Origin of the sequence: Stenotrophomonas sp. FR010 (genome assembly GCF_047520755.2) — a bacterium.
In the GTDB taxonomy this organism is placed as follows: domain Bacteria; phylum Pseudomonadota; class Gammaproteobacteria; order Xanthomonadales; family Xanthomonadaceae; genus Stenotrophomonas; species Stenotrophomonas sepilia.
Window position 1 is genome coordinate 124,919 of sequence record NZ_JAXBQT020000008.1, and the last position, 23,363, is coordinate 148,281.

The window sequence follows — 23,363 nt, forward strand, 5'->3', positions numbered from 1 at the left end:
AGGATCAAGGTTTGACCAACCCCAAGGGAAAGCCATGGCACTGACGCTTGAACAAATCCGAAAGAAAAAGGCCGAGGCCGAGGCTTTGCTGGCCGAAATGGAAAAGGCCGAAGGCGATGCGCTTGCGGCCGAAGCCGGGGCCAGCTTTGCAGGAGTCTACGAGACCTTGCAGCAGTTCGGGCAGCATTACACGACAAAGCAGAAGAACGATCTGAAGGCGCTGCTTGAGCCACGCAAGCCGTCTTCCGCAAGCACCGGCATCAGTCGCGCCCCGAAGTTCCAGATCCCGGATGGGACCACGTGGGCTGGCACTGGACGTCAGCCGAAGGCATTCCTTGCATGGGCCGAAACTGCTGAAGGTAAAGCGTGGAAAAAGAAACACCCGGACCAGGAATGGCCGGCGCACCCGTTCAAGGCCTGATTGCCATTGGGCGTTGCAGACAGAGCCCCGGCAAACCGGGGCTTTTTTTGTGGGCGTTCAGTGAATGGCAGCCACGCGCAGGCTGGGGCGGAAGCCCCGGCCCATGTCCTAACCTCCCCGGAGGGGGCTTTTCAGGCGCGGTCCCGGCCGCGTTCTTTTGAGCTCTTGGAGAGAAAAGGCAACGTCAAACGCGGCATAAAGCAAAAGCGCATTGGGAGAAAGGCAGGTGGAGCCTCGGCTTCCGCCGGGCCCGGTGCTGAGCGGGAAATGTGAGGCGTTTCAGGGTTTTTCAGCGATTCGCGGCCCTTCCGGCAGTTTTGATATTTAGTCGATAAAACGCAGGGTGAAAGTATTGCGATTTTTTTGAGGGGGCTTAGTTTGAGTGGGTAGTGAGGGAATGCCCCCTCTTCAAAGGTTTTCTAATGATTGCTTGCGCTATTGGCCGGTCAGGCTTTGTTGCCCTTGGTTATCGGGGGGTCTTCTAATGGCCCACCACCACGCCAGGCCCCTCCAACTCAAGTCGGGCGAATGGGGCGCCCGGGTGCCCGCCCCGAATGTTCGGAACGGCGACAGGCTCACTGTGGTTGCCCGGAGCGGCAGCTCCTGGGAAGCCGTCGTTGTCGGCGTGGTTTGGCAAGGCCCGGAGGCCGCGATTTGCCAAACGGCTCGGGGGCTCATGCAGTGTGGGTGCTGCGGGGAAGTGGGGCAGAAAGGGGCCTACCCCTTCTCAACGTATCCGGCAGAAATGCAGCGTTGCGACGATTGCGGGGGTTCGGCATGAAGCCCCCAGCAACGCGTCGCCGCCGCTATTTCGCCTATCAACGCCGCTCGGGGTCCACGTGCTACTTCGACAAAGCCATGCACGCCCACCTCCAGCGGTATCCGCACACCATCGGCCATTACCAGCTCACGCGTTTCCTGGGCACTTCCGCGTTGCTGACCGCTGAAGAAGCGGCCGCCCAAGGATGGATGGCCAAGCCCAGCCGGAGGACCGCATGACAAGGCGCTACGTCCTCTGGCCCTCACAAGCAGGGTTCGAATGAAAGAGTTGATTGAAATCGAGAACGCCGGTTACCGCCACCGGGTCAAATACATGTGCGACTCAGAAGATGGCTTTGGCGTAGTGACTCGCCAGGAATACAGCTACCTCAAAGATGGGATTGTGGTCTGGAGTCAAGAGTTTCCGGCGGGCGTTTCGTTTGGCGAGATGGCCCTCGTTTTTATGGATTCGGGGTTGTATGTAAGAGCAGACCTGAAGGAGAAGAGGAGGAGCGGATGAGCCGCTACACGCTACAACCCAAGCGGAACAACATTTCACTTGTGGAGACCATCCATGAAACGTGGATTGACGCGCCCAGCAAAGCCGCGTTTCAAGCCCTGGCCGCCGCGCAAGGCCTGAGCATGCGCGCTGCACTGGCCCAGCTCATCGAGCAACACGCCCAGATTCGAGAACCGTTTTCCCCTCGACGCCCCACGCCTTGGACCGGAGAGGCGGCGAAGGGGCGAGAGCGCTACAAAACCGCGCTCCCCAGTGTGCAGGTGGCTCCCCAGGTCGCCATGGCCCTGCTCATCGACGCCAACCGAATCGGCATTCGTCAGCCAGAAGCCGTTCGCCAGTTGGTCTGGCGATGCATCCAAGCCAGCGCCTGACGAATCGGACTGCCTTTTGCGGGCATGGGGCCAAGGACAGCCACGCGGACGCTGGGGCGGAAGCCTCGGCGCTGGGTCTTTCCTCCCCGAAGGGGGCTTTTCAGGCGCGGCCCAGGCCGCGTTCTTTTGAGTTCTTGAAGAGAAAAAGGCAACGTCAAAAGCGGCATGAAGCAAAAGCGCATTGGGGGAAGGGCGGGGGGCGGGGTTTCCGCCGGGCCCGGCGCTTGGCGGGCAGTGGAAATATGAGGTGTTTCAAGGTTTTGGCATTTTCTGCCAATGCCCGTCAGTTTTGCATTTTAGTCAGAAAAATACAGGGTCTATCTATTGCGAAAAGTTGGTTTTCTTTTACTTTGAGATCAGAGAAGAGCGCCGATGCTCTTTAACCAAAGGAAACCCCATGTTGACGTTCTTTGCTTTTTGCCTCTTGGCTGGATTGGTCGCCGGATTGGCCATTGCTGATCGACCGGATGCGCTCTGATGAATACTCGCAGCCAAACCCAAGCGCCCGCCCGGTCTTCCATCGCCACCACCTCAGCGCTCCTGCGATTCCTGTTCGACGCCATGTCGGGCATGGGAGCGGCCAAGCTGGGATGGGAGATGGTGACCGACCCCAAGGCCAAGCTGTCGGACATTGCCATCGGCGTGTCGCTCTGCCTGGCTCCTGCAGCGATTGCGGCCACCTGGGCGCTTTGCCTGTTCGGCATCGCCCAACACCACCAGCTTTTTTTAAACCCGAACCCCTGACAACCACGGAGGACCTCGCTCGTGCGAAAACTTTTCAACAAACTGCTTAACATCGCCGTTTTTGGCATGGTTCTGTTCGCCCTGGACCAAGTCCCGGAACGCCTGGATCGCATGTCGCAAACCGCCCAGAACCTGGTTCAGCAGGTGGGCTACTCCGGCCCCATGCAGGGCATCCCCTCGGGCGTGCCAGACGGTTACGAGTTCTGATGACCCCCGCACCCTGGCCATCGTCGGAGCTCGTTCGCCTCGCATGGGCGGCACGCCGGGATCCTCTTGCCCGGCAGCACCTGCTTCAGGCGTTCCAAGAGGGGGCCGATTTCCATACCCCTCTGTCCAGCAGCGATCTGAACGACGACCTTTTTGCCGTCCCTGGGGATTGCTTGGCCGGGGTGGTGATTCGGGAACTGACGGGCGTCAAGGACGCCGAAGAGTGGCTGCATGCGTTTCTTCGCGCGCACGAGTTGCATCAAGCTGCCACCTACTGTGGGAAGCGCTGGCAAGCGGCGCTTCTGATGACCGTGAGCCCGCAGTAAAGGGTGGCCCGGCCTACGCCTTGGGTTTCGCCGCCGCTTCCGCTCGCTTACTGAACTTCTTGCACCACTCGAGCATGTCTTGCACGTCCTTAAGGAGCTCGTCCGGCTCTGGAAGCCACGTTGGTGTATCAATGGATTGAGAGTGCTCAAACGCAGAATACTTGGTCATCATGCCGTCGATCAGTGCGCAGTCTGTCGGAGTGATTGCGCTGAGCCGCTGTAGCTTGTTGCGCGTGTTGATCTCGCGCTGATAGCGGTTGATGATGCCCGAACAAAGTTCGTCCTCTACGGAGCGCTCAACCAAGATTCGGAAGTTGCTGCAGGCGGCCTTCAGGGCAAGTTCTTTTAGTGGCGGATCAAGCTTCTTAAGCTGTCCGATGCTGCTGATCATTTGGTTCAAGCCGGATTGTGGCTTCAGAGAGAACGTATTGATCTGCGCCGGCATGCCGGTCCTGCTTCCATCGCGGGCGATCGATTCAACCGCGACCTTGACCGTAGACTGATCGAGGTTGGCCCGCTGCTTGGCGGCACTCTGCAGCAGGACCATCAAAGACAGCCGATGCGTGAACACGATCACCTGGCGATGCTCGGCCAGATCCACCAAGCGTTTGGCGACCGCCTCCTCAAAGCGTTGATCCAGGGAGGAGATGGGGTCGTCGAAGATCACGGGCATGCCCCGTTCAAGGCCCGTCGCATCGGCCAGGAAGGCCGCCAATGCCACGATGCGTTGCTCACCCTCGCTCAGGATCTCCCGATTCTTCTGGGCGCCTTGCGCGTCCTTCAGCTCCACGTAGAAGGTGAACGCGCCTTTGCCTTGGGAGCGATACGACATGCGGACAGGAAGCGAATGGCCCCCCAGCGCCCGCAACTCGGCATTGAAGCGGTCGCAGTAGCCCTTGGCCAACTCCGATTCGCCGATGTCATTGCTTTTGGTCGTCAACTGGCTGGTTGAGGTGGACCGGACAGCGGCTTCCACCGTTCCCACGCGTTTGAGGCGGATCACGTCCGCCCATACCGCATCGCGCTGCTCCGACAGCCACTGTTGTGCTTTCAGCTCTGCTAGGCGGGTTTCCTTCTCCTTCCGCCCCGTCGGGTCCAGCAAGCCCGCCAGCGCGTCGCGATCAGCGGTGGTTGTTTAGACCTTCTGATCGTAGGCGTTGGTCCACACCGACCACTCCACCGCCGAAGCCGTCGTGGCCCCGGCCATGGCTTTCAACCTCGCATGGATGGCCTCAAGCAGCTCAGTGGCTTGAGGGGCTTCCAAGCCAATAGCAGCGCACTGGGCCTGCCAGGCGACATCGGTGAGAGGACTGGGCAATGCCTTCTTCAGCGCCGTCAGCGCGTCTTCCGCGCTCTTGGCTTCTGTCTGCAGGGTGTCGTTGAGATAGCTCTCGAAGCTGGCCAAGCGGGCCTTGCCGTCGTCTCCCAACGGTTGCTGGCAGAGGACACAACGGGATTCGTCCCCAACGTGGGGGAAAGGGTGGTCACGGTAGGCAAGACCTGTCGAATACGCTTTTGCAGCGTCCCAAAGGGTTCGCCACACGGCGTCTCCGATGCCCTTGAGAGGCAACCCGTTGAGGAATGCCGTGGCATAGGCGGTGGCGGCCTGGCGCTTGACCTCTGCATTGCTGCGGGCATCCAAGAGGGCTTGGGCCTTCTCGTCGCTCAAGCTCTCCCTCAACGCCGAGACGCTTGTGGCCATCTGCGACAAGCGTTCTAGCTCTCCGACGGCCTTGGCGTGGGCCACTTCAGGGTTCGCCTGGGCCAGGGCGGTCTCTAGCGCCAAACGCTCATCGTTCAGTGCAGCGGGGAAAGCGCAACGCTGGTTGATCTCCTCTTCGGTCAGTTTCGCCGTCAACTTCCGGAGGACCGTTGCAGCGCTGCTCTGCGCGTGGTCTTCCGGGATGATGGGCAGTTTGCTGGTGAGCTTGGCTCCGCGGGCCTTCAACTGGGTGGCCAGGTCATCGGAGATCTTGATGAGCATCCCGACGAACCGCATGGCCCGGGGAAGGTGGGTGGCGGTGGTGGCGCTGTCGCCGAACTCCAGCGCCGTGGCTGAGTCGAACACCGGCACCGCTTTCAACGTCGCATGGGGGCCGTCGGTTGCTTGCCAAGTGAGTTCAGCAGGCGATGTGGTGCCGTCGGATCGCGTCGCCGTGACTTTGATGAGGGCAGAGGCAGCAGCGGGGTTTTGCTGGAACACGTTGCCGTGGATAGAACCCCTGGCCCGCGCGCCGCAAACGTGCTTCATTAAACGGGCGTAGCCCGATTTGCCGGCCCCGTTGGGTCCGTAGACCACGGTCATCTGGCCTTGGCTGAGGTCCAATGCCGCGTCCTCGCCAAGGGCATTGACGCCGCGGATGGAGGAGACCGAGTCGATGCGAAGCTCAGCGGCGGTGGGTGTCCCCAAGATGGTTCCCGGTGCCAACGCCGGGTGGGGAGCATCCAGCTTCTTGGCTGCCTCGGCCAGGCAGTGATCCGCCAGCGCCTCCATCTCCTCTTCGTTCGGCATGCGGCGGTGCTGGATCACCGTGGAAGCGGCCATGCGCAGCCAGCTTGGGCGGCCATTCAACCACTCTTCCAGAGTCGTAGGCGCAGCGGCCCCATTCTTGTTCGCCATCGGTCACTTCCCCTGTGAATGGCCAGAGCCAGGAAGGCTCCGTTCCCCCTTCCGCAATAGTGACGCGGGTCACATTTGGAGGCAAGTCGGTGATGGTCGTAGGGGATGGGGAAATGGTTTTCCCGAACGGTAGGGATCAGGCCTCTGAGGGGGCATCGATCTGGGCGGCAGCCAGGGCGGCTGCCAGATCACGGTTCAGTGCTCGCGCTTCAGCCCGCAGTTCGCTCCAGTTCGGCGTCCCGACCGGGCCTTGCCCACGCATCGACGCGAGCCAAGCATGGGATCGCAGTCTGGCCGCTTCCGCGGCTGGCGTCGAGGACTTGAGGGCGTCCAATGCCGCCAACTGGATTTCTAGCAGGTTGATGTCCATCAGCGCCTGCAACTGCTCCGGTGCCATCGGGCTTGGCGCATCCCGCTGCAGCCACCAGCGTCGAAGTCGTTTCAGCATGTCTTCTCTTCCCTGAGATCGTTGTCGCTACTCGGGAGGATGGCCACGCCACGGCTCTGGGCGTAATCCCTCACCTTCGTCAGCAGCTCTCGCTGCTGTTCGGGTTCAAGCCGCGACATCACCAGCAACGTCTCTGCCACTAGATCATTTGTGGCATGGAAATAGGCGACCGGCATGCCAAGTGCTTGGGCCAGCTTTTCCATCGTTGCAGGATCCGGCACGCGATCTCCTCTCTCGTAACGAGAAACCCTGGGAGCGGCGGAGTTTTCCTCGTCCAACCCAAGCACGGCCCCCAACTGTGCTTGCGTCAGGCCCTTGGCCAGCCGGGCCTCGCGCAAGCGGCGGCCAAACGTGTGAGCTGGGGCGAGAGGGGCAGGCATGGGCGATCACGAACCGGGAACAATCCCCAAGTCTGCCGCTTCCCATGCTGCACCGCATTTGCCAAAATGGCAAATAAGGCCATGGTGGCCGGGATCAGGGGGATGCATGAAGCAAGCGATTGCAGCCGTGGCCGTGTGCCTGGCGTTGGCCAGCGGGACGGCCACCGCCCAGGACGGCATTTTGGGAAGGATTGGCAAGGGGTTGATGCAGGCGGGCAAGGACGCCGCCTCGGCCCCGGCGACCAAGCGTTACCTGGAGCCGGCAGGCACTTACTGGGACGACGGCGACCCTCCAGTGCTCGACGGCTACACCCGGATCCGGTGGGGCTTGGCGGCCACCGCGTCGGCCGGTTTCGGCATGTGCGAAGACAACCTCTTTGCCCAGGCCAAGGCCGGCGCTGCCCTGGCACCGGCGATGCGAACCCACTGCATTGGCTCATGGGGGCACCAGTTCAAACGCGTAGGCCTGCAAGGCGATCCGGCCTCTGCGTTTGAGGCCAAGGCGCGGCAGATCGCCTCTACCGATGCGTTCTACCTGCGGCCCTACATCGACGTGGAGATCGACCCCAAGACCAACATTCTCCACGCCTACGTGCTGGTCATGAACCACGACTGGTATCCCCGCTCGCCTGACTTTCTTCCGACGGCCGTTATCGGCCCTTCGCCGTTGGGCAAGGGCAGTGCGGTGGTCGGGGTCGAGCATGGCGGGCGCTACCACGCCGCGTTGCGATTGAAGCCGGAAGACGCGGCCGAGCTGCGACGGGTGGGGCGCGACGCCACGGGAGACCGAATCTTTTTCAAGGTCGTGGAGGGCAGGTTGAAGCCCAACGGCCTGCCCGACATCGTTCTCCAAATCGACCGCCTCGAGATCGGCTACAAGAACCAGATCATCGGCATCACCCCTTCCAAAGACAAGGACGCATGACATGAAGCACGCACTGATCGTGGCCGCAGCAGCGGCACTTTTGACCCTGACCGCCTGCTCTGGCGACAAGGGCCCCTCAAAGGAGGATGGGGTGAAGGTCGTGGAAGGCTTTTTCACCGAGCAGGGGAGGCAGGCAACCCTCCAGCGCTCTTGGCGGTTTGAAGTGACCGACGCGGGCGGCTTGGATCTCGACTGCGAGAAGAAGCCCAATGGGGATCAAGAATGCATGGTGGGCGGGTCGGTAAAAGCGCAGGGGTCCATCGGTGGCCAGCCCACCAAGCCCGAGCCAAGCACCCTCAAGCCGAAGCTGCGTGCACTGTTCCGCCCGCAGGGCGAGGGCTGGCAAGTGGTCGAAGTGACCGACGAAGGGACGTCTGCGGGCTAAACGGGCCGCAGTCCGCCGCTTGACTGCACGCCGGTCCCGATCAAGCGTGCAGCCATCCAACAGGGGAGGACCATATGAACCGCTATCCGCCGCAGCAAGTTGTGTATGCGCCGCCGGGCCCATCCGCGCTGATCCTCCCTAGCGTCATCTTGGGCCCGTTGGGCCTGGTTGGGCTGGCGGCCGGCCTGGAGGTGATGAAGCGCGACTTCTTCATCGGCGTGGTCTGTTGTGTGCCCGGTGCGCTCGTCTTCGCGTTTTTGGCATTTTGCCTGGCGCTCCATCTCCGGGCTCAGCGGCTCTGGGACTGGCACGTCCGAACGGGGCGGATGCCGTATTTTCGGAAGCACGGCTTCCTGAAAGGGGCGCTGCTCGGGGGCGGATTGGGCGTGGTGACGGTGGTGGCGGCCGCCGTTCTGGGGTTCAAGTATGCGGAGCATCCCCAGCTTGGGGAGATCGCTACCGCAGCGTTTTACTTGGCTTGGCTCTGGGGCGTGCTGTTGATCGGCGTGCTGGCCGTAGTGTTCGGGTGGGTCAAGCGGGCGTGGGATAGAACGGCCCTGCCGGACGCCCGATGAGCCAGCGCATGGACTGACATCTTAGGCGGGATGAGAGGTGAGCACCGAACCGTGTCCTTCGTGTGTCATTCCCAGTGTGACTTGATAGGACCGACCACGCACGTTCGTTTGGAACTCAAGCCAGTCGCCATAGGGCTTTGCCACTCGCGCAATGAGCGTGCATTTGCGTTCATGAACGTAGCTGACCACTGCGCTGTAGGAAATCTCGTCGTAGGCGGTTCCGATTACGCTTGGCTCTTTGCCAAGAGTCTCGATTGCCCATTCGATCATTTGGGTAGTGCGGGCATCGTTGCGCCTCGGAGCGTTGATGGGGAGTCGGCGTTCGATTGGCGTGTGGAGGCTGCGATACTGTTCTTCTGTCAGATCAATGTTTGCGAACTTAGCTTTGTTTGCTGCGTCCAAGCGATCCCACATCTGGCAGACGAAATCGATGCTGCCGGACTGCTGCTCCACGAAAGAGGCGCCGTTCTTCTCCATCTCTGCTGCGAAGCCCAACAGGATTTCTAGAGACTGCCGAGTGTTGAGCATCACGCCCAAGTAAGCCTCCGGAACTCCTCTTCGCTGAGCCATCATCAGCAGCGCGCTGACAAACTCATCTCGCCGATCCTCGTTTTTAACCCAAGAGGGAAGGTTCTTCGGGCCCTCGCTGTCAATCGCTTTAAAGGCGATGTTCTTGTTGGCCTCCTGCATCCTTACTTTAGCTTTAAGGATGGCTTTCCCTACAAATACTGCACCGTAGACCAGTAGAGATAGGCCGCTGGTAGGGATCGCAAGGGCTAGCGCAATCAAGAAAAGGATTGTCATGTGCGTCCGAGGATGTGGAAAAAGATGTCGGTTGGGCGGAGTATACGTTCCAACTTTATCGGACGGCAGATATGTCGTGGCAACTTCATCTAAAAGTATCAAGGGTGCTCGAAAGTCAAGGGCCAAGCCGGATCAAGAGCTGGAGGATGTGGTTGCCCAAGCCAAGGCGATCACCGAGTCATGGGCAGAGCGCCACGACCTGTGGGGTGATTCTGGGCACAAGGATCCACTTGATCACTACGACACTGAGCCGGGTGAGGGTTCTTCCATTTTGACCCTCTGGTCCGAAGGTATGGTGGGGCGCTGCTTGAATGAAGGGATGGACGAGGCCGAGGAGCTCTACGCGGCATTGGAGTCCATCGGTGTATTCATTGAGCTAGATGACCACGTCACCGCCGGCTACTACCTCATTGACCAGGAGTCCGACCTTCAGAAGAGGTTCGACGAATGGGCTCGCTGGAGGTGGACCTGTCGGCTGATCGAGGCCGATACGGCGGATGTTTCCGGCGATATCTACGAATATTTTTCGAAGCGCCCAGATGACCTGTATCGGCTGAGTCCCCGTGCGTTCGAAGAGCTGATCAGCAGCGTGTTCACGGCCAGAGGCTGGCGGACTCAGATCGGACCGGGCAGCGCCGATGAAGGCGTGGATGTCCGAATGTGGATTCAATCCCCTTTGGGTGATGCCCTCACGCTGGTGCAAGCGAAGCGTTACGCCAAGCATCGTCCTATAGATCTTGATGCAGTGGCAGCCCTTGAGGCGCATAGCCTGCGGGAGAAGGCGGGCGGGTTGTTTGTTACTACGTCTCGCTACAGAAACGTCGCCAAGCGCTTTGCTAGCCGAAATAAGGACCTGATCCTCGCCGACTCATCGGACGTTGCATCTTGGTGCGAGGAGGCAAGCCAAGAGGCCATGAAGGCGAAGGCCAGGGCGCTAGCAATGACTTCGCTCGGCCCGCTGCTCGACGAGATTCGTTCCCGAGGCACGCATCCTGCGCTGGTCTTTTCCTGGAAGAGCTTCAGCTACCCGTGCTTCTGCATCGTTCTTCGAGAAACGCCGACAGGTGCTCTCCTTTTACCAATCCCTTCTCAAGCAACTCCGCCGGATGGCCTGGTTGGATATGTTCTCCCGGTGCTTGATGGGAGCTTGGTCGACCAGACACCGGGAAACGGCGTGTTCAGAGCGATTCGGCGCGAAAGCGAAGGCCGGGTCAGCTATTGGGGGAGTGGCGAGCTGTATGGTCGGTGGGATGGCAAGCCGTTGAGGTTTGATCTCTGCGACTGACCTATGGGCGGGGACGATGGTCCCCGGCACATCAGCTAGGCCCTCTGCATGTCAGCGTCAGCACCTGGTAGTCCACCCGCACTGGGTTGTAGAACTGCCGATACCAGTTGAACACGACGGTCTGGCCGACGTTGTGCTCGTTGCACGCAGGCAGCCCTTGCTGGGTGCCAAACCCGCCGTTGGGCGTGCATCCGGGCTGGCCCGTGCAGGTGATGTAGGGCGTCGAAGCCACCACCGACGACTCGGGCCACTCCCAGCGATAGGGATTGTTGCTCTTGCCCACTAGCTCCGATGCGCACGCTTGTCGGCACACGGCCAAGGACGTGCCGCCGCTGGTCCAGTTGTAGTCGCAGTAGTGCATGCCCATGTTGGAGACGCACTCAAAATCGTAGGAGTAGGCATAACGGATGTTCCCCGCGTCCGAAAGCGCGTTGCATTGCTCTTCGTAGAAGGCCGACTCGCTCACATTGGCGGGCCAGTTGCCGGGCATCGGTGCAGGCGTCTCCACCCGGTGGATGGGCACGTTGGCGATGGCCCAGTCCAACTTTGCTTTCTCCGCTGGCGTCAGGCGCACCACCGCGTCGGGATACCAGTAGGAGATGCCACTCGAACCGGAGGGCGGCGGCACGTCCTGCCCATCGGCCGAGTGCCACGCCACGACCTGCAAGCTTCCATCGCTGCAGCGAGCGGCCGTGGGCTTGCATGTGTTGACCTCGTTGCGACGAGCCCCGGTATCCACCCAGTGGGACCAGCCGCCGTAAGTGGGGCCGGGCAGGGTCGTGGTGCCAAACGGGCAATGGGTAAACACGTCCCTCGACCGCACCTGCTGCCGTTCCCAGGTGTGCGTGCCGGTTTGACCCGACGGGCAGGCTTGCGACGTGGGGAGCCATTGATCGCGTTCCTCACGGGTGGTCCCCGGGCAGGCCTGGCAATCCCTCGTCGTCACGGCCGCCACCGTCTGGGCTTGAACCCACGCCTCGGGATGCTCCCACGCGGCGTCTGAGTTTGGATCCACGTCGCCGGGAGCGCAGACCTGGCGCGTGCGCACCGTCTCTGTGCCCCACGTGCCCGCCGGACAGCTCGCCCGGGCCGCCGAGCTTTCCGATTGCCGGCACGGCACCAAGGCCGGCGGAGCCGGGGTGGGGACCGGCGTTGGGAGCGGCTGAGGCACCGGAACGCTGGGCGCAACAGGAAGCGGCGGAACCGCCGGGGAAGGAGCAACCCCAGGGCTTGGCGACACGCTCCCAGGAACGCCCGGCACTGCATCGGGCACGCTGGGAGCGGTGGATACGGGGCCAGCCGGTGTCGGCGTTGAAGGGCCAGGGACGGCGGGCGTGGAGGGCAGGGGAAGCGTGGGCACCACGGCCACCGACGCACCTGCCACGAGGCCGGAGTAATAGACGACCTCGACCAAGGCTCCATCGACACCGCATGCCAATCCCAAGCTTGGAACGTCCAAGCTCCCTCGGTTGCTCAGCAAAACACTGGTGTTGCCCACGATCACGTCCCGCACGTTCACGTCGCCCGCCACGGCCGACACGAACGGCACGCAGGCGCGGGCAGGAAGGCCGGACAGCCCGACGGTGAAGGCATCCCCTGCCAAGCGCACCGTGGCCGGGGCCACGGTCACCGCGCCGCCCCACGCGTTGCTCATGGTCGCTGCGCTGTCCTGGCGGAAGTCGGTGGGGGCCAGCCCATCCTCAAGAACGTTCAACGTGCTGACGCCGCGGAACGAGCCAATGACGCCATGGGACCGATCAATGCGACTGGCCAGGTCCCGAACGTTCTCGACGTCCGACGCCACGTTGACCCGAGTGGTGACGCGGGGGTAGACCCAAAACGCGGCGGCGCCCATTGCGGTGGCAACCCCCAATGCGAGCAGCAACTCGACCAGGCCAAAGCCTGGGGCAGGAGAACGACGGTGAGGGCGAGCTTGCGTTGTCATGCACTTCAGCATGCGACATGAACGCGTTTTGACAAGCCCTAAAAGCAGTTCTTGATTTTAGTCAAAAATCTTTCAAATCAATGGGTTGACAAAGATTGGGGGAGTGGTTGGATCGTGGTGTAGGAGCGGTTTAATGGGTAAGCCGACCTACTCACAAAAAGAGAGTGAAGCCATGAAGATTCATCCCCGAGAGCCCGCCAGCACCGACCTGGCGCATTTCCAGCTCCACACCGCCGCGCGGTTCCTGGACCGCACCAACGGTCTGAACCAACTGGCCGACAAGCACCGGCGTCTCCAGCGCCTCGCCACCCGCGCTCGCCACGAGCGGCGTTGGAAGAAGGAAGAGGAGCGGTTCGCATGAGCCTCTTGAACATGGCCCTGCTGTTTGTCGGTCTCCTGGGCACCACGGTGTTCTACCAGGACCTGGTCGCCAACCCCATCGCCGCTGGGCGCGCCCTGGTGCGCTTCTATCAACTGCCGGCGGAGCATCGCCAAGGAAGCGTTCTGCAACAGGTTTCCAAGGCGTGGTGGAGCATCGTGCTGGTGCCGTTCTACGTGCTGGTGGCCCTGGTGCTCATCGGGGTTTTGGGAGGTGGGCAATGAGTGCCGGGACTGAAAGCCTCATCAGGGCCATCCAAACCAACGACCCGCTGGCGTTTTATGGGTGGCTGCGCACACTCAAGGGGACGCCCGACCTGGACGCTGGCGTGGCCGGCGATCCTGGTATCACCGCGTTGGCCGTCGCCTCCCTCATGTATTCCAAGGCCATCCAGTCGGACCCGGTCCTGGCGACGCGTTATGCGGCAATGATTGAGGCGCTTATGGACGCCGGGGCCAATCCGCTGGTTCAGATCGGGGAGCGGTTCGTGGTGCGACGGGGGCACACTGGGAAGCTGGAGCGGCGCCAGGTGTCAGCCGGCCGAAGCCTGGCGGAGGCCTGCGGGGGCGTTCTGTGCCCGGCAATGCAGGCATGGTTCGCACGCCATACCGCGGATTTGATGAACACCCACCTTCACCGCTACCACCCAGCGTTCATCAAGACTCAGCAACCGGTCGCTGAAGAGGTTTGAAGCGCGTGCCGGCGGCTACTCGCCGCCGAAAGGCGTCGTGGGAGAAGGGGCGGGGAGGGCCACGGCTCCCGCCGCGGCCTGGGTCGCTGAATCCCGGACGTCTGCACGGCGAAAACCCTCTGGATGCAGAGGCCCTTGCGGGATTAGGTTTGCAGCCTAGTGTGTTGCATGACCTACCCATAAAAGGATCTCTATCATGCGTCTCGTCGTCTGTTGTTTCAAAGGGGGCGTTGGAAAAACGACGCTTTCGCTCAATCTTGCTGCGCTCTTCGCCTCCCAACACCGAGTTTTGGTGAACGACCGAGATCCGCACTGCTGTTCTGTTGCCTGGGCCGCGCTTTCCGACGAAACCCCATTCACCGTGGGCCGTTCGGCCTCCCCCGGGTTCGACTTGGAAATCCAAGACCTGCCGCCCAGCGCCCCAGTGAAAGATCAGCTTCCGGATGGCGACCTCTACATCGTTCCCACTCTGCTCGACGGCGGGAGTTACGTCGTCTACCTGCATACCATCGAGACCCTCCGGAAGCAGGGCAAGGCCTTCCTGCCGGTGGCTAACCGGGTCAACATCAAGCGGGCTGAACACCGCCGGCGGCTGGAAGACCCGGAGCTGGCCGGGGCCATCGTCATCCCCGAGCGCGCTGCGCTGGGAAGCTTCTATGAGCTGGGGGAGACCGTCTTTTCCATGCGCGGCGCGGGCGTGGCTAAAGCCCGAGAAGATATATTGCGGGTAGGTCAGGCTATCCAAAAAAGATTGGCCAACCCGGGCCGGGGGAATGCATGATGGACATCCCAATGCTGCCCCTGCCGGACCTCATGGCTGCCAAGAAGACCCCCGCCAAGAACGCCGTTGCCAAAGCCCGCAAAGACCTGTCCAAGGCCGCGAAAGTGGTCCACGCCAAGCCGCAACGCACGTATGCGCCGCTCATTGATCTGGACCAGATTTCCGAAGAGCAGCTGGCAGAGCTGATGGTGGCTGCAGGGGACGCGCCTGGGCGGAAGACCTACTTCGACTACAGCGAAGAGCAGCCGTTTACTCGGTCGGGGAAGAAGGTGTATCTCGAAGTGGGCCGCGGTAGCCAGATGTTCGATTACCGGGACGTCAACGGCGTCAGGACCGAGCGAACGATGGTGACCGTGCCACCCAAGCTCCGCGATCAGCTCCAGGATTTGACGGGAGAAGAGAGCCCGGTGATCACCACTGCGATCATCGCCTTGGCGTCCTGGGCCTGCCAGGAACTAAAAAGGAGCAAGCGGCGCTTGGTGGTGGCGACGGCGACCGACGACCTGGATCCGGTGCGGAAACAGGTCCGGAAGGCGATTGTGGGGCGGGCGAGGAAACAACGGTAGCCCTGGGTTGGTAGTGAACGACAGGCGGCCATCGGCCGCCTTTTTTATGGCTGGCGGCGGGTGGAAAGAGCAACGGCAAAAGCGGCATGGGGAAAAGGCGGGTGGGGCCTCGGCTTCCGCCGAGCCCGGTGCTTGGCTGGAAGTGTGAGGCGTTTCAGGGTTTTCGTGTCTTTTGCGGTTGCCCGTCACTTCTGCACTTTAGTCAAATAAATGTGTTGTTTTCGGGTTTACATTTTTACGCTCTGTCGTAGCCTGGATTTGTAGGGAGGCAATACCGCTGACCTGAAAACCAAACAAGGATTCATCATGAAAACCCCTCGCCGCCAAACCCTCGAAAACCGCGCCGCCCGTTTGGGACTGCGACTCTCCGAAGCTGGGCTCCACGTCAAAATGGAAGCCGCCAACAACTGCGAAGCCATGCCGCGGTGGGAGCTTTCGGACGGGAAATACCAAGACAGTCTTTGCGGGTATGCCACCCTGGCCGAGGTTTCCGAGGCGTTGGATCACAAGGAAATCATGGCAGAGCTATGAGCAGGTCCTACGCCATCCCTGGGGTGGTAGTGAAAGACAGGCGGCCATCGGCCGCCTTTTTTATGGCTGGCGGCGGGTGGAAAGAGCAACGGCAAAAGCGGCATGGGGAAAAGCGTTGTGGAGGAAAGGCGGGTGGGGCCTCGGCTTCCGCCGGGCCCAGTGCTGGGCTGGAAATGTGAGGTGTTTCAGGGTTTTTGTTTCTTTTGCGGTTGCCCGTCAGTTCTATACTTTAGTCAAATAAATGTGTTGTTTTAGGGTTTACATTTTTTGGGTCTATCGTAACCTGGATTCATAGGAAGGCAATACCGCTGACCGAAAAAGCCAAAAAGGTAATCATCATGGAACTCATCATCAATAGCCGTAAACTCAACCGCGCCATCACTTTCTCTCGCCCTGGCCGTTCCTACATCTACGCTGATTTGAATGGTCAACCAGGCACCCTCGGTGAGCAGATCTGCGATAGCAATGGCTACACCCATTCCTACGAGGGCGAAGATCAAGAAGGGTTTGAGAAGGTCTGCCGCCGCTGGTATCGCGCCCACGTCCGGGATGAGCTCATCAATGGCTAAGGGATACGCCATCGCCCCCAAGCAGCCGGTTCCCCGCCGGCTGCCCACGGTTCGCATTGCCCCGGACAAGGCTGCCGCATTCCGGGCTCTCGCTCGCCAGCAGGGGCTCACGGCCAGCAGTGCATTGGCTGCCCTGGCGGCCGCCCATGCCGACATCCGCCAGCCGTTCGGGCCCCGGGTCCGTGCCCAGCATGGGCCTGATGGGATGCGCTACGGCGCGGTGCTGCCCGATCCCAAAGTTTATGAAGAGGTGGCCAAGAGCCTGATCCAAGACGCACGAGCTGCTAGGATCTCGCTGGGCGAGGCGATGCGGCAGTTGGTTGACCGGTGCCTGGAGCAGAGCAGGTGAGGCGGGGAACAAACGGGGGAGGGGAAGCGGCGGCCTGAGGGTCGCCTTTTTTATGCCTGCAGTCTGGCGATGCTGGGAGAAAAGGGGGGGGCGCCCCTTTGGGTGGTGGCTGGGTTTTTCGGATGTGGGAGAGTTGAGCGGTGGCTGGGGCGGAAGCCCCGGCCCATGTCCTAACCTCCCCGGAGGGGGCTTTTCAGGCGCGGCCCCGGGCCGCGTTCTTTTGAGATCTAGGAGAGAGAAGGCAACGGCAAAAGTGGCTCAAAGCAAAAGCGCATTGGGGGAAGGGCGGGGGGCGGGGTTTCTGCCGGCCCCAGCGCTGGGCGGGAAATGTGAGGTGTTTCAGGGTTTTTGTGTTTTCTGCGGTTGCCCGTCAGTTCTGCACTTTAGTCAAATAAATGTGTTGCTTTCGGGTTTACATTTTTATGCTCTGTCGTAACCTGGATTTGTAGGGAGGCAATACCGCTAACCTGAAAACAAACAAGGATATTTATGAAGATTCACACTCTTGCGACCGACGGAAGCCAAGTTATCGCTATCACCCAAGCTGCTTCCAGCGGTGGGAAGTATGGGCATCCTGTTATGCTTTCTGCGATTCGTTTTGACTTGACTTCATTCGATCAAGTGATGGAAGAGTTGAATAAGAACGGCCATCGCCACGAAAAGAGCTTCGAAGTGATCGAGCGCTGGAGGGTGGACGCCAGGAATCAGGGACCTCGCTCCCGCTTCGGCCAAACCTTGGCTGCTCTGCGTGAAGAGGTCGGTGACAATCTGAAGGGCAACGTGCTCTTCGCGACAGAGGACGAAGAAGAAGATCCGGTGGAATCGTTCAAGCCAATGACTCGCGCTATTGGCCTCGATATCGCTTTGCCTGCCGCCAGCTCCGCAGCCCGCCAGCCGGTGCGCTTTTGACGGCACACTACGAAGCCAAGCCCACGAAGCTTAAGAAGAGCCCCGGTAAGCCGGGGCTTTTTGTTGGGCGGGGGCTAGGGAGGCATAGAAGCAAGAGCGGCCAGGGTGCCGCCTTTCTTTTGTCTGCTCCCCCGTCACCGCTCACCCCATACCCTCCCAGCATGCCTCCCCTCATCACACCAGACGGCCGTTACCTCATCGTCCGCGGGCGCCTCTGGCGAACCACCAACCCGGGCCTAAGCGAGCCGCAGAGGGAGCGACTGGTCCACGAGCTGATGGACGCCCGGCGTGCCGTGAAGTCAGCAAAAGCCAATCAGGATGGGGAAGCACTCGCCGCCGCCCGGCGCGCCGTGGACAGCGCGAAAACGGGCTTGGGCGAACGTGGCCCGGTGTGGTGGACCGATGGGGAGGGGGATTGGAACAGGTGCTTGGTGAAGAACACGCCCTATGCAGGGTGGTTCTTGACGATCATGCGCAAATAACAGTCTAGGAGTGTCCTTTCGAATGACATTTGCAGAAAAGGCTTAGGGATACGTGGGAAATAAGCAAGGCAGTGATGATGTTTGCGGTTGCTTCTCCAAAGGCATCTTTGAGCGCATCTGCGACCTCTCTGGCCAAGACGATGACAGGTAAGCCCAGTTTGTTGCAGATTTTTAGTCGATTGCAGACTAGGTCTCGGATCTTGTCGCCGATTTCAGAAGCCTCTTTCAGATGCTTCGAGATGACTCGGTAGGCACCGTTGCGTAGGCGGTTGAAATCTTTCCACTCCATCGTAGCAACGGAAGCGGGATCTGATACGGCGCGAGCCCAGTTTGGCTTCGCCAGCAGTGGAGCGACATCGACGTGCTCGCTCATCTCTCTGACATACATCAAAGAAAGCTCAAACTTGCTGAGGTGAATAAGTTTTTCTAACTGCATCTGCAATCCCTTGCCTTGTGGTGGTAGTTATTTGTGGCGCGTTACGCGCCCCGCGTCAAGCTCTCGTTCTCCAGGCGCGCCCAGTCCACTCCTAACTGCCTCACCTCATCCCCCCACGCCCGGTATTCGTCCAGCGGCATCGGAGCCTCCAACCCGCGCTTCACCCGCTCCAGGTATTTGCTCTTCCTAGCCATCGCTTCCCGATACATCAGCTCGGCTTCCTCCACCCGGTCAGCACGCTTGGCGGCCTGCAGCTGGGCCAGCCGGCGAACCGAATCCGGGTTCGTGGACAGCACGCGGGGGGCATGAGGCAGGGCCGGACCGCCGGTCATCGGGACGCGCTTGTGGTTGCTCACCGGGTCCATCACACGGTGGCGCCAGCACTCCCGCCAGTCGTCATCGTCCACCTGGCCATCGCCCGGCACCTCAAGCGGCACGACGATCCCATGGGCCTCAATGAGCGCCCACACGGCCCCCAGGAACGCGTCCACCGGAAGCCGCAGAAGGGTCGTCTGGCCCTCTGACAGCACCTCGCCCCCGTCCCTTAGTCGTAACGCCAGCAGGGCCTCACCAACGGCGAACGGATCCCCGTGTCGGGTGCTCCAGCCCACCAGGCACACCCGTTCCCTATCCACCTCACCCGACCAGGCATAGACCCGGAAGCGGGGCTTGTCGAAACGAGAGCCTAGGTGGGCCATCACGCGCTCACGCTTGGAGTGAGGGCTCAACGGGGTGAAGTGGTTCTCTGCATACAGCAACGCAGAGCGCCGACGCTCCAGCAGCAAGGCCACCCGGTCAGGGTCCGCCGACGCTTGCCAGTCCGACCAGCTCACGACATCGCGCAGGCCCTTGGCAGCAGCGCAGGGACGGCAGGCAGGCACCCAGTTTTCCACCACGCCAGCGGGGCCGCCCAGTTGAGCGGGCACCAGTGGCGTAGCCGTCCAGGACTTGGGAGAGGCCAGGTCCAGCGGAGTGGAGCAGAAGGCGCAGGCGTTGCCGAACTCGGCCAAAACAGCTTTGCGTTGCCAGCCGTTGGCCTTGCCTTCCAGCGGGGCATCGGCTCGGGCAATGGCATCCAAGAAGGGGGTCAGCTCAAGCACGGAACACCCCCCAGTCGTTCAACGCAGGCCCAGCAACCGGATCGCGGAACGGGGGCAGTGGGGCGTTGCAGGAGCCTGAAAAAGATTTGACTAAAACGCTATGCCGAGCCTGTCGAACCTCCCCAGCTACCGCCGATCCAAAACCCATAACCTGCTTGCCCGATCTATTCCCAGCCCAGCACTGGACCCCCAGCCGCTGATCGAAGGCCGGGGGACAGCGAACGAGAGCAAGGTCAGACCGCTTGACTAAAACGGATGGGGTCAGTGTTTCCAGGGTATGCGAACCGAGCGCGAGAACCCCCGCACTCGGCCATCCAAACCCCCAAGCAGAGTTGACTAAAACGGATGGAGACAGGGCTTTCCGAATACCCCGGCAGCGTGACTGAACCCAGCCACTCACGGGATCCCATGCTGGCCTCCGCTTGACTAAAACGAACTGGGGCAGGGTGCGGAAGTGGGGAAAACGGAGGTCCCGGATTTTTGAGGCAGGGGGGGTGGAGTCGGTGGGGACGTGGGGAGCTGGCTGGGTGGGGAGGGAGGCTGCGGGGGCTGGCGAAAACGTTTTTGAGCGGCTGAGCGTGGCGGGAGTGAGGGGCACTGGGGTCTCCGGGTTCGTTAAGGGTTGGGACTTTCCTTTACTTCTACCCCTGAAAATCGGAAGAGCAAGATCGGTGGAACGAAAACTGGGGGGAGGACTGCGGGGAAAGAGATTGGCTGCCCATTCACCGTTCAAGGTTTACCGAAGGGTGAAGGGAGTAGGCCATACACAAGTCGCACTGAAGTGTTTTTCCGGCTTGGCTAGAAACGCTGCGCCTTTCCGCCCGCCCAGGCCTTGCTGCGCCTTGTTTTCAGTCTTGGCTAACAACTTGGCCAACCGTTCGGCTGAAAAATGGCCGGAACCCCAGAAAAACAGAAGAAAAACGGCTTAGCCCACTTGCGCTTCTTAAATCCTTTGCTAATCCATGGGTGTGGATTTTCATTGCAGGGGGTTAAGTGGGTCGTCCGTCGCTTCTAACCAAATCTTTCAGCATCGCTCCCGATGAGTTGGAGAGCGCGCGGTATTGCGCGAAAGAACAAGGCGTTTCCTTGAACAAGTATTTGCGCCTGGCGGTCCTGGAGAAAAACCGGGGCGTGGTTCAGGGGCTTGAAGCGTCCGATGCGTTGGGCGACATCCGAGCCACGGTCCGCGAATCCGAAACGCGGAATGCCCTTGCCCTAGAAAGCGCGCTGGCGGACTTGCGAGCAGAGCAGAGCGCGGCGCTCCAGGCCAATGAAGAACTGGTGGTGAAAACCCTTCAAGCGTTTTCCCAGTTCCTGGCGCAGCAAGAACCCGACGCCGAAACCCTCTCCAAGCAACCGGCTGCCGAACCCAGTCGAGCTTCTGCTGCTACCTCGGCGTTCCTGCCTCCAAAACTCTAACCCTTTCCCCACTACCTCATAAGGAGGCATACCCATGAAGCGTTTCATCCTCACTCTCACCATCGCCGCGTTGCTGGCTCCGGGGCTTTCGTTTGCCCAGGACAGCACCCGGCCCGAACCCCAAAAGACCAACAAGCTGCGCCTGTTCAAGGCCGGCGGGATTGGCTGCGCTGCCGGTGCAGGCATCGCCCTGCTGACCGGCAAGAAAGACAAGGCCCTGACGGTGTGCGCTGCTGGGGCGATTGTCGGAGGCATTGCGTCCTATCAAGCCCAGCTCAAGGAGTTCCGCGAACTGGAAGCCGAAGCCAAGGCAGCTGGCCTGGATGCTCAGGTGCATACCAAGACCGTCGAAACCAAGGACGGCCAGGCCGAAGCCCTGGACAAGCTGGTCATCCGTTACCCGGCCGCTGACATGCAGCCGGTGAGTGCCAAGACCGGCGCCACGCTGGACAAGCTGGCCGCGTTGCTCAAGGCGAGCAAAGAAAAGCTGACGGTTGGCTTCAGTGGTGCCGATGCCGCCGTGTGCCAGGTGCCGGTCGTTGAGCTGGCAAAGCGCGGCGCGCTTCAGAACGCCACGGTCGATGACCAGTGCGGCCGGGGCGATTACGCCATCACGGTTTCGCCGATCCCCGACGTTCGCTAAGCCAACCGAGAGCTGGGGGGCGAAAGCCCCCTGGCTCAAATCTTTTTCAAGCGCCTGGGAGGAACCATGACACCCGAAGAACTCATCAAACAACGCAAGCAGCGCGAGCTGCTCGCCAAAGCAGCACAAGCCAAGACCACCGCGCCCACGGACGCGGAGAAGCTCGTCAGCGATGCGACAAAAGAAAACTTGAAAACCGCAGGCCGGCTGGCTGCAAGTTTTGGCAAAGCCTTGGCAGACAAAACCAAGCAAGCGGCCTCGGTCGCCGCTGAGAAGGGGCGAGAGGCGCAAGAAGCGTTGGCCCGTCGTGCGGAAGAGGCCAAGGCACGCAGGGAAGCCGAAGCCGCAGAGAACGCACGCCTGGAAGTCGAGCGCGCCCAGGCGTTGGCCGAGCAAGAAGCGACTGCCCAGCCCGAGCCGCGGGTGGTTGAGCCCGAGCCCGTTCAAACCGATTCCGCTCCCGAAGCGCCCGAGCCGGTTGTTGAGGAGGTGGTTCCCGAGCCGACACCAGAACCAGAAGCAGGCCCCGCGCCGGTCGCCGTGGAGCCGGTCAGTGTTCCTACGCCTGCAGTCAGTGAAGCCGTGGACGCAACGCCTGCCGCTCCAGCGCCTGTCGAGCTGGTGGTCCCGTCTGTTTCGAACCCCGAACCGAGCAAGCCGGCTCAAGCCCCGGCACCGGCCCCCAAGGCGACGTCGACCCGGGCCCCGGTGAAACCGGAAGCCCCCAAGGCCAATCCGGCCGGTGAGGCGTCGGCGAAGGCCAGCAACCAGAAGGGCTGGCAACTTCTGGCTGGTGCGGGCGTGGTCGTCCTGGTGCTGGGTGGGGCGTTGGCGTGGTGGACCACTCACCGCTCCAGCGAAACCGTTCCGCTCCAAGACAAACCGGCTGCAGCAGTGACTGCCCCGGCCCCCGTCGCCGTGCCAGTTGCTCCGGTTGTATCCGCGCCACCCCAGGTTGAGGAGCCCAAGCCCGTGCCTGCCCCGGTGGAAGAGAAGGCCGCGGTCGCTGCCCCGGTTGTGGAAGCCCCGGTGCTGGCAGAGCCACCTAAGGCCCAGACCCCGGCAGGCGCCCCAGCGTCAAAGCCGGTGCCGGTTTCGAAACCGGCTGCAAAGCCCGTGGCGAAACCCAAGCCTAAGCCGGTCCCGAAAACTGTTGCTAAACCCGAGCCGAAAAACGATTGGCAGGACCAAGCCAACAGCGATATCGACGCTTGGGCAAAAAAGATCAAGTGAAGAGCTTGCGCTTATCGAAAGCCTTGCTAGAAAGAATGTGTATCCATGAAAGATGGGAGGAAAAATGTTTGGTTGGTTGTTTACGCAGTATCGAAAGCCCGGAAAGCTCCACTTCGGATCGAAGTGGCTCAACCTGCATGGGCGCTTCTTCATTGGTAACCCAGAAAGCTTTGGGCTCTCCGATTGCAGGGAAAACGTTCTGACCTCGTATTACTACCTGCGGGCGGACCGGAAGATGCCGGTGGCAAACGATGAGGACTTTGATGCCTGGAGGATGGACGCCCTGCGCGCCAGCCAGGTTCGGCACGCCAGCGAAAAACATGTGTCCAAAGCCGGCTTTCTTGTCACCTCCGCCGCGTGCGTGGCCCTTTGCTTTGGGGCATTGGTCGTCAACAAAGTGAAAGGAACACGCCCTTCGCCGGCGGCGATCCAACTCGCGCCCTCGTTGTCGTTGAACGAGTGCAAAAAGAAATGGACGAGCGGCACCATCACGCCTCAGGAAATCGTGGCGTGTCAGGCGCTATCTCAAACCAACAACAACAACAACGGGAGGCACTGAG

At 61.2% G+C, this 23,363-nt stretch carries 33 protein-coding genes; 25 read left to right on the top strand and 8 right to left on the bottom strand.

What is annotated here, in order from left to right; translation table 11 throughout:
* Positions 1-34: 34 nt before the first annotated feature.
* The 7 genes from ACM0PK_RS09655 to ACM0PK_RS09685 all read left to right on the top strand — a co-directional run bounded on the left by ACM0PK_RS09655 (position 35) and on the right by ACM0PK_RS09685 (position 3,348).
* Entirely contained in the window at positions 35-421 is a 387-nt protein-coding gene (locus ACM0PK_RS09655) for an H-NS family nucleoid-associated regulatory protein (protein ID WP_114618589.1), read from the top strand.
* A gap of 858 nt (positions 422-1,279) precedes the next feature.
* On the top strand, positions 1,280-1,420 hold the full coding sequence (locus ACM0PK_RS09660; RefSeq protein ID WP_162792537.1) for a hypothetical protein: 141 nt from the start codon (positions 1,280-1,282) through the stop codon (positions 1,418-1,420).
* Positions 1,421-1,460: 40 nt separating this feature from the next.
* A complete protein-coding gene (locus ACM0PK_RS09665) occupies positions 1,461-1,700 on the top strand; it encodes a hypothetical protein (protein ID WP_114618590.1) in 240 nt (79 codons plus the stop codon).
* Positions 1,697-2,071, top strand: a complete 375-nt coding sequence (locus tag ACM0PK_RS09670; protein WP_197593398.1) for a hypothetical protein — start codon at positions 1,697-1,699, stop codon at positions 2,069-2,071. Before ACM0PK_RS09665 ends, ACM0PK_RS09670 begins: the two co-directional genes overlap by 4 nt.
* Before the next feature lie 477 nt (positions 2,072-2,548).
* Entirely contained in the window at positions 2,549-2,815 is a 267-nt protein-coding gene (locus ACM0PK_RS09675; RefSeq protein ID WP_114618592.1) for a hypothetical protein, read from the top strand.
* Between the two features lie 21 nt (positions 2,816-2,836).
* Positions 2,837-3,022, top strand: coding sequence for a hypothetical protein (locus ACM0PK_RS09680; RefSeq protein ID WP_114618593.1), 186 nt, complete (start codon positions 2,837-2,839; stop codon positions 3,020-3,022).
* The gene (locus tag ACM0PK_RS09685; protein ID WP_114618594.1) at positions 3,022-3,348 is read left to right on the top strand and encodes a hypothetical protein; all 327 of its coding nucleotides are present in this window, start codon (positions 3,022-3,024) and stop codon (positions 3,346-3,348) included. The genes ACM0PK_RS09680 and ACM0PK_RS09685 overlap by 1 nt, the downstream gene beginning before the upstream one ends.
* Positions 3,349-3,361: 13 nt before the next feature.
* On the opposite strand, the gene ACM0PK_RS09690 is transcribed toward ACM0PK_RS09685, so the two are convergent.
* From ACM0PK_RS09690 to ACM0PK_RS09705, 4 genes are all read right to left on the bottom strand, one after another.
* The gene (locus ACM0PK_RS09690; protein WP_414606813.1) at positions 3,362-4,450 is read right to left on the bottom strand and encodes an AAA family ATPase; all 1,089 of its coding nucleotides are present in this window, start codon (positions 4,448-4,450) and stop codon (positions 3,362-3,364) included.
* A gap of 33 nt (positions 4,451-4,483) precedes the next feature.
* A complete protein-coding gene (locus ACM0PK_RS09695) occupies positions 4,484-5,968 on the bottom strand; it encodes an AAA family ATPase (protein ID WP_414606812.1) in 1,485 nt (494 codons plus the stop codon).
* A gap of 136 nt (positions 5,969-6,104) precedes the next feature.
* Positions 6,105-6,416 (bottom strand): hypothetical protein, encoded by a 312-nt coding sequence (locus tag ACM0PK_RS09700; protein ID WP_136191685.1) that lies wholly within the window; start codon positions 6,414-6,416, stop codon positions 6,105-6,107.
* A complete protein-coding gene (locus ACM0PK_RS09705) occupies positions 6,410-6,796 on the bottom strand; it encodes a helix-turn-helix domain-containing protein (RefSeq protein ID WP_024958708.1) in 387 nt (128 codons plus the stop codon). Before ACM0PK_RS09705 ends, ACM0PK_RS09700 begins: the two co-directional genes overlap by 7 nt.
* Positions 6,797-6,902: 106 nt before the next feature.
* Here ACM0PK_RS09705 and ACM0PK_RS09710 point away from each other — a divergent pair, with 106 nt between their 5' ends.
* The 3 genes from ACM0PK_RS09710 (at position 6,903) to ACM0PK_RS09720 (ending at position 8,681) form a co-directional block, all read left to right on the top strand.
* Positions 6,903-7,721 carry a hypothetical protein gene (locus ACM0PK_RS09710; RefSeq protein ID WP_114618596.1) on the top strand — a complete coding sequence of 273 codons (819 nt, stop codon included), beginning with the start codon at positions 6,903-6,905 and terminating at the stop codon, positions 7,719-7,721.
* A 1-nt stretch (position 7,722) separates the two neighbouring features.
* Positions 7,723-8,106 carry a hypothetical protein gene (locus tag ACM0PK_RS09715; protein WP_046433505.1) on the top strand — a complete coding sequence of 128 codons (384 nt, stop codon included), beginning with the start codon at positions 7,723-7,725 and terminating at the stop codon, positions 8,104-8,106.
* Between the two features lie 74 nt (positions 8,107-8,180).
* Positions 8,181-8,681, top strand: a complete 501-nt coding sequence (locus ACM0PK_RS09720) for a hypothetical protein (RefSeq protein WP_232281411.1) — start codon at positions 8,181-8,183, stop codon at positions 8,679-8,681.
* A gap of 21 nt (positions 8,682-8,702) precedes the next feature.
* Here the strand turns inward: ACM0PK_RS09720 and ACM0PK_RS09725 are convergent, their stop codons facing one another.
* Positions 8,703-9,485, bottom strand: coding sequence for a hypothetical protein (locus ACM0PK_RS09725; protein ID WP_414606811.1), 783 nt, complete (start codon positions 9,483-9,485; stop codon positions 8,703-8,705).
* Between the two features lie 76 nt (positions 9,486-9,561).
* Here ACM0PK_RS09725 and ACM0PK_RS09730 point away from each other — a divergent pair, with 76 nt between their 5' ends.
* Entirely contained in the window at positions 9,562-10,770 is a 1,209-nt protein-coding gene (locus ACM0PK_RS09730; RefSeq protein WP_157635959.1) for a restriction endonuclease, read from the top strand.
* A 31-nt stretch (positions 10,771-10,801) separates the two neighbouring features.
* On the opposite strand, the gene ACM0PK_RS09735 is transcribed toward ACM0PK_RS09730, so the two are convergent.
* On the bottom strand, positions 10,802-12,715 hold the full coding sequence (locus tag ACM0PK_RS09735) for a type 4 pilus major pilin (RefSeq protein ID WP_414606810.1): 1,914 nt from the start codon (positions 12,713-12,715) through the stop codon (positions 10,802-10,804).
* Between the two features lie 133 nt (positions 12,716-12,848).
* Between ACM0PK_RS09735 and ACM0PK_RS09740 the strand changes: the two genes are divergently transcribed.
* The 10 genes from ACM0PK_RS09740 (at position 12,849) to ACM0PK_RS09785 (ending at position 17,972) form a co-directional block, all read left to right on the top strand.
* Positions 12,849-13,076, top strand: a complete 228-nt coding sequence (locus ACM0PK_RS09740) for a hypothetical protein (protein WP_099596025.1) — start codon at positions 12,849-12,851, stop codon at positions 13,074-13,076.
* Entirely contained in the window at positions 13,073-13,318 is a 246-nt protein-coding gene (locus ACM0PK_RS09745; RefSeq protein WP_180862699.1) for a hypothetical protein, read from the top strand. Before ACM0PK_RS09740 ends, ACM0PK_RS09745 begins: the two co-directional genes overlap by 4 nt.
* On the top strand, positions 13,315-13,785 hold the full coding sequence (locus tag ACM0PK_RS09750) for a hypothetical protein (RefSeq protein ID WP_180862700.1): 471 nt from the start codon (positions 13,315-13,317) through the stop codon (positions 13,783-13,785). The genes ACM0PK_RS09745 and ACM0PK_RS09750 overlap by 4 nt, the downstream gene beginning before the upstream one ends.
* 196 nt (positions 13,786-13,981) lie before the next feature.
* Positions 13,982-14,566 (top strand): ParA family protein, encoded by a 585-nt coding sequence (locus tag ACM0PK_RS09755; RefSeq protein WP_180862701.1) that lies wholly within the window; start codon positions 13,982-13,984, stop codon positions 14,564-14,566.
* Between the two features lie 11 nt (positions 14,567-14,577).
* Positions 14,578-15,132 carry a hypothetical protein gene (locus ACM0PK_RS09760; protein WP_323162916.1) on the top strand — a complete coding sequence of 185 codons (555 nt, stop codon included), beginning with the start codon at positions 14,578-14,580 and terminating at the stop codon, positions 15,130-15,132.
* 306 nt (positions 15,133-15,438) lie between these two features.
* A complete protein-coding gene (locus ACM0PK_RS09765) occupies positions 15,439-15,663 on the top strand; it encodes a hypothetical protein (RefSeq protein ID WP_046433416.1) in 225 nt (74 codons plus the stop codon).
* Positions 15,664-16,001: 338 nt separating this feature from the next.
* A complete protein-coding gene (locus tag ACM0PK_RS09770; protein WP_323162915.1) occupies positions 16,002-16,232 on the top strand; it encodes a hypothetical protein in 231 nt (76 codons plus the stop codon).
* Entirely contained in the window at positions 16,225-16,581 is a 357-nt protein-coding gene (locus tag ACM0PK_RS09775; RefSeq protein WP_414606809.1) for a hypothetical protein, read from the top strand. Before ACM0PK_RS09770 ends, ACM0PK_RS09775 begins: the two co-directional genes overlap by 8 nt.
* Before the next feature lie 489 nt (positions 16,582-17,070).
* The gene (locus ACM0PK_RS09780; protein WP_049452734.1) at positions 17,071-17,490 is read left to right on the top strand and encodes a hypothetical protein; all 420 of its coding nucleotides are present in this window, start codon (positions 17,071-17,073) and stop codon (positions 17,488-17,490) included.
* A gap of 161 nt (positions 17,491-17,651) precedes the next feature.
* The gene (locus ACM0PK_RS09785) at positions 17,652-17,972 is read left to right on the top strand and encodes a hypothetical protein (RefSeq protein WP_180862703.1); all 321 of its coding nucleotides are present in this window, start codon (positions 17,652-17,654) and stop codon (positions 17,970-17,972) included.
* A 4-nt stretch (positions 17,973-17,976) separates the two neighbouring features.
* On the opposite strand, the gene ACM0PK_RS09790 is transcribed toward ACM0PK_RS09785, so the two are convergent.
* A complete protein-coding gene (locus ACM0PK_RS09790) occupies positions 17,977-18,408 on the bottom strand; it encodes a hypothetical protein (protein ID WP_180862704.1) in 432 nt (143 codons plus the stop codon).
* Positions 18,409-18,449: 41 nt separating this feature from the next.
* Entirely contained in the window at positions 18,450-19,508 is a 1,059-nt protein-coding gene (locus ACM0PK_RS09795) for a hypothetical protein (RefSeq protein ID WP_414606808.1), read from the bottom strand.
* Positions 19,509-20,594: 1,086 nt separating this feature from the next.
* On the opposite strand from ACM0PK_RS09795, the gene ACM0PK_RS09800 reads away from it, so the two are divergent.
* The 4 genes from ACM0PK_RS09800 to ACM0PK_RS09815 all read left to right on the top strand — a co-directional run bounded on the left by ACM0PK_RS09800 (position 20,595) and on the right by ACM0PK_RS09815 (position 23,362).
* Positions 20,595-20,927, top strand: coding sequence for a hypothetical protein (locus ACM0PK_RS09800; RefSeq protein ID WP_130519073.1), 333 nt, complete (start codon positions 20,595-20,597; stop codon positions 20,925-20,927).
* Between the two features lie 34 nt (positions 20,928-20,961).
* Positions 20,962-21,570 carry a glycoside hydrolase family protein gene (locus tag ACM0PK_RS09805; protein WP_049419283.1) on the top strand — a complete coding sequence of 203 codons (609 nt, stop codon included), beginning with the start codon at positions 20,962-20,964 and terminating at the stop codon, positions 21,568-21,570.
* 66 nt (positions 21,571-21,636) lie between these two features.
* Complete coding sequence (locus ACM0PK_RS09810) at positions 21,637-22,803, top strand: hypothetical protein (protein ID WP_114618612.1); 1,167 nt, start codon at positions 21,637-21,639, stop codon at positions 22,801-22,803.
* Positions 22,804-22,867: 64 nt separating this feature from the next.
* Positions 22,868-23,362 carry a hypothetical protein gene (locus ACM0PK_RS09815; protein WP_197593388.1) on the top strand — a complete coding sequence of 165 codons (495 nt, stop codon included), beginning with the start codon at positions 22,868-22,870 and terminating at the stop codon, positions 23,360-23,362.
* Position 23,363 lies beyond the last annotated feature (1 nt).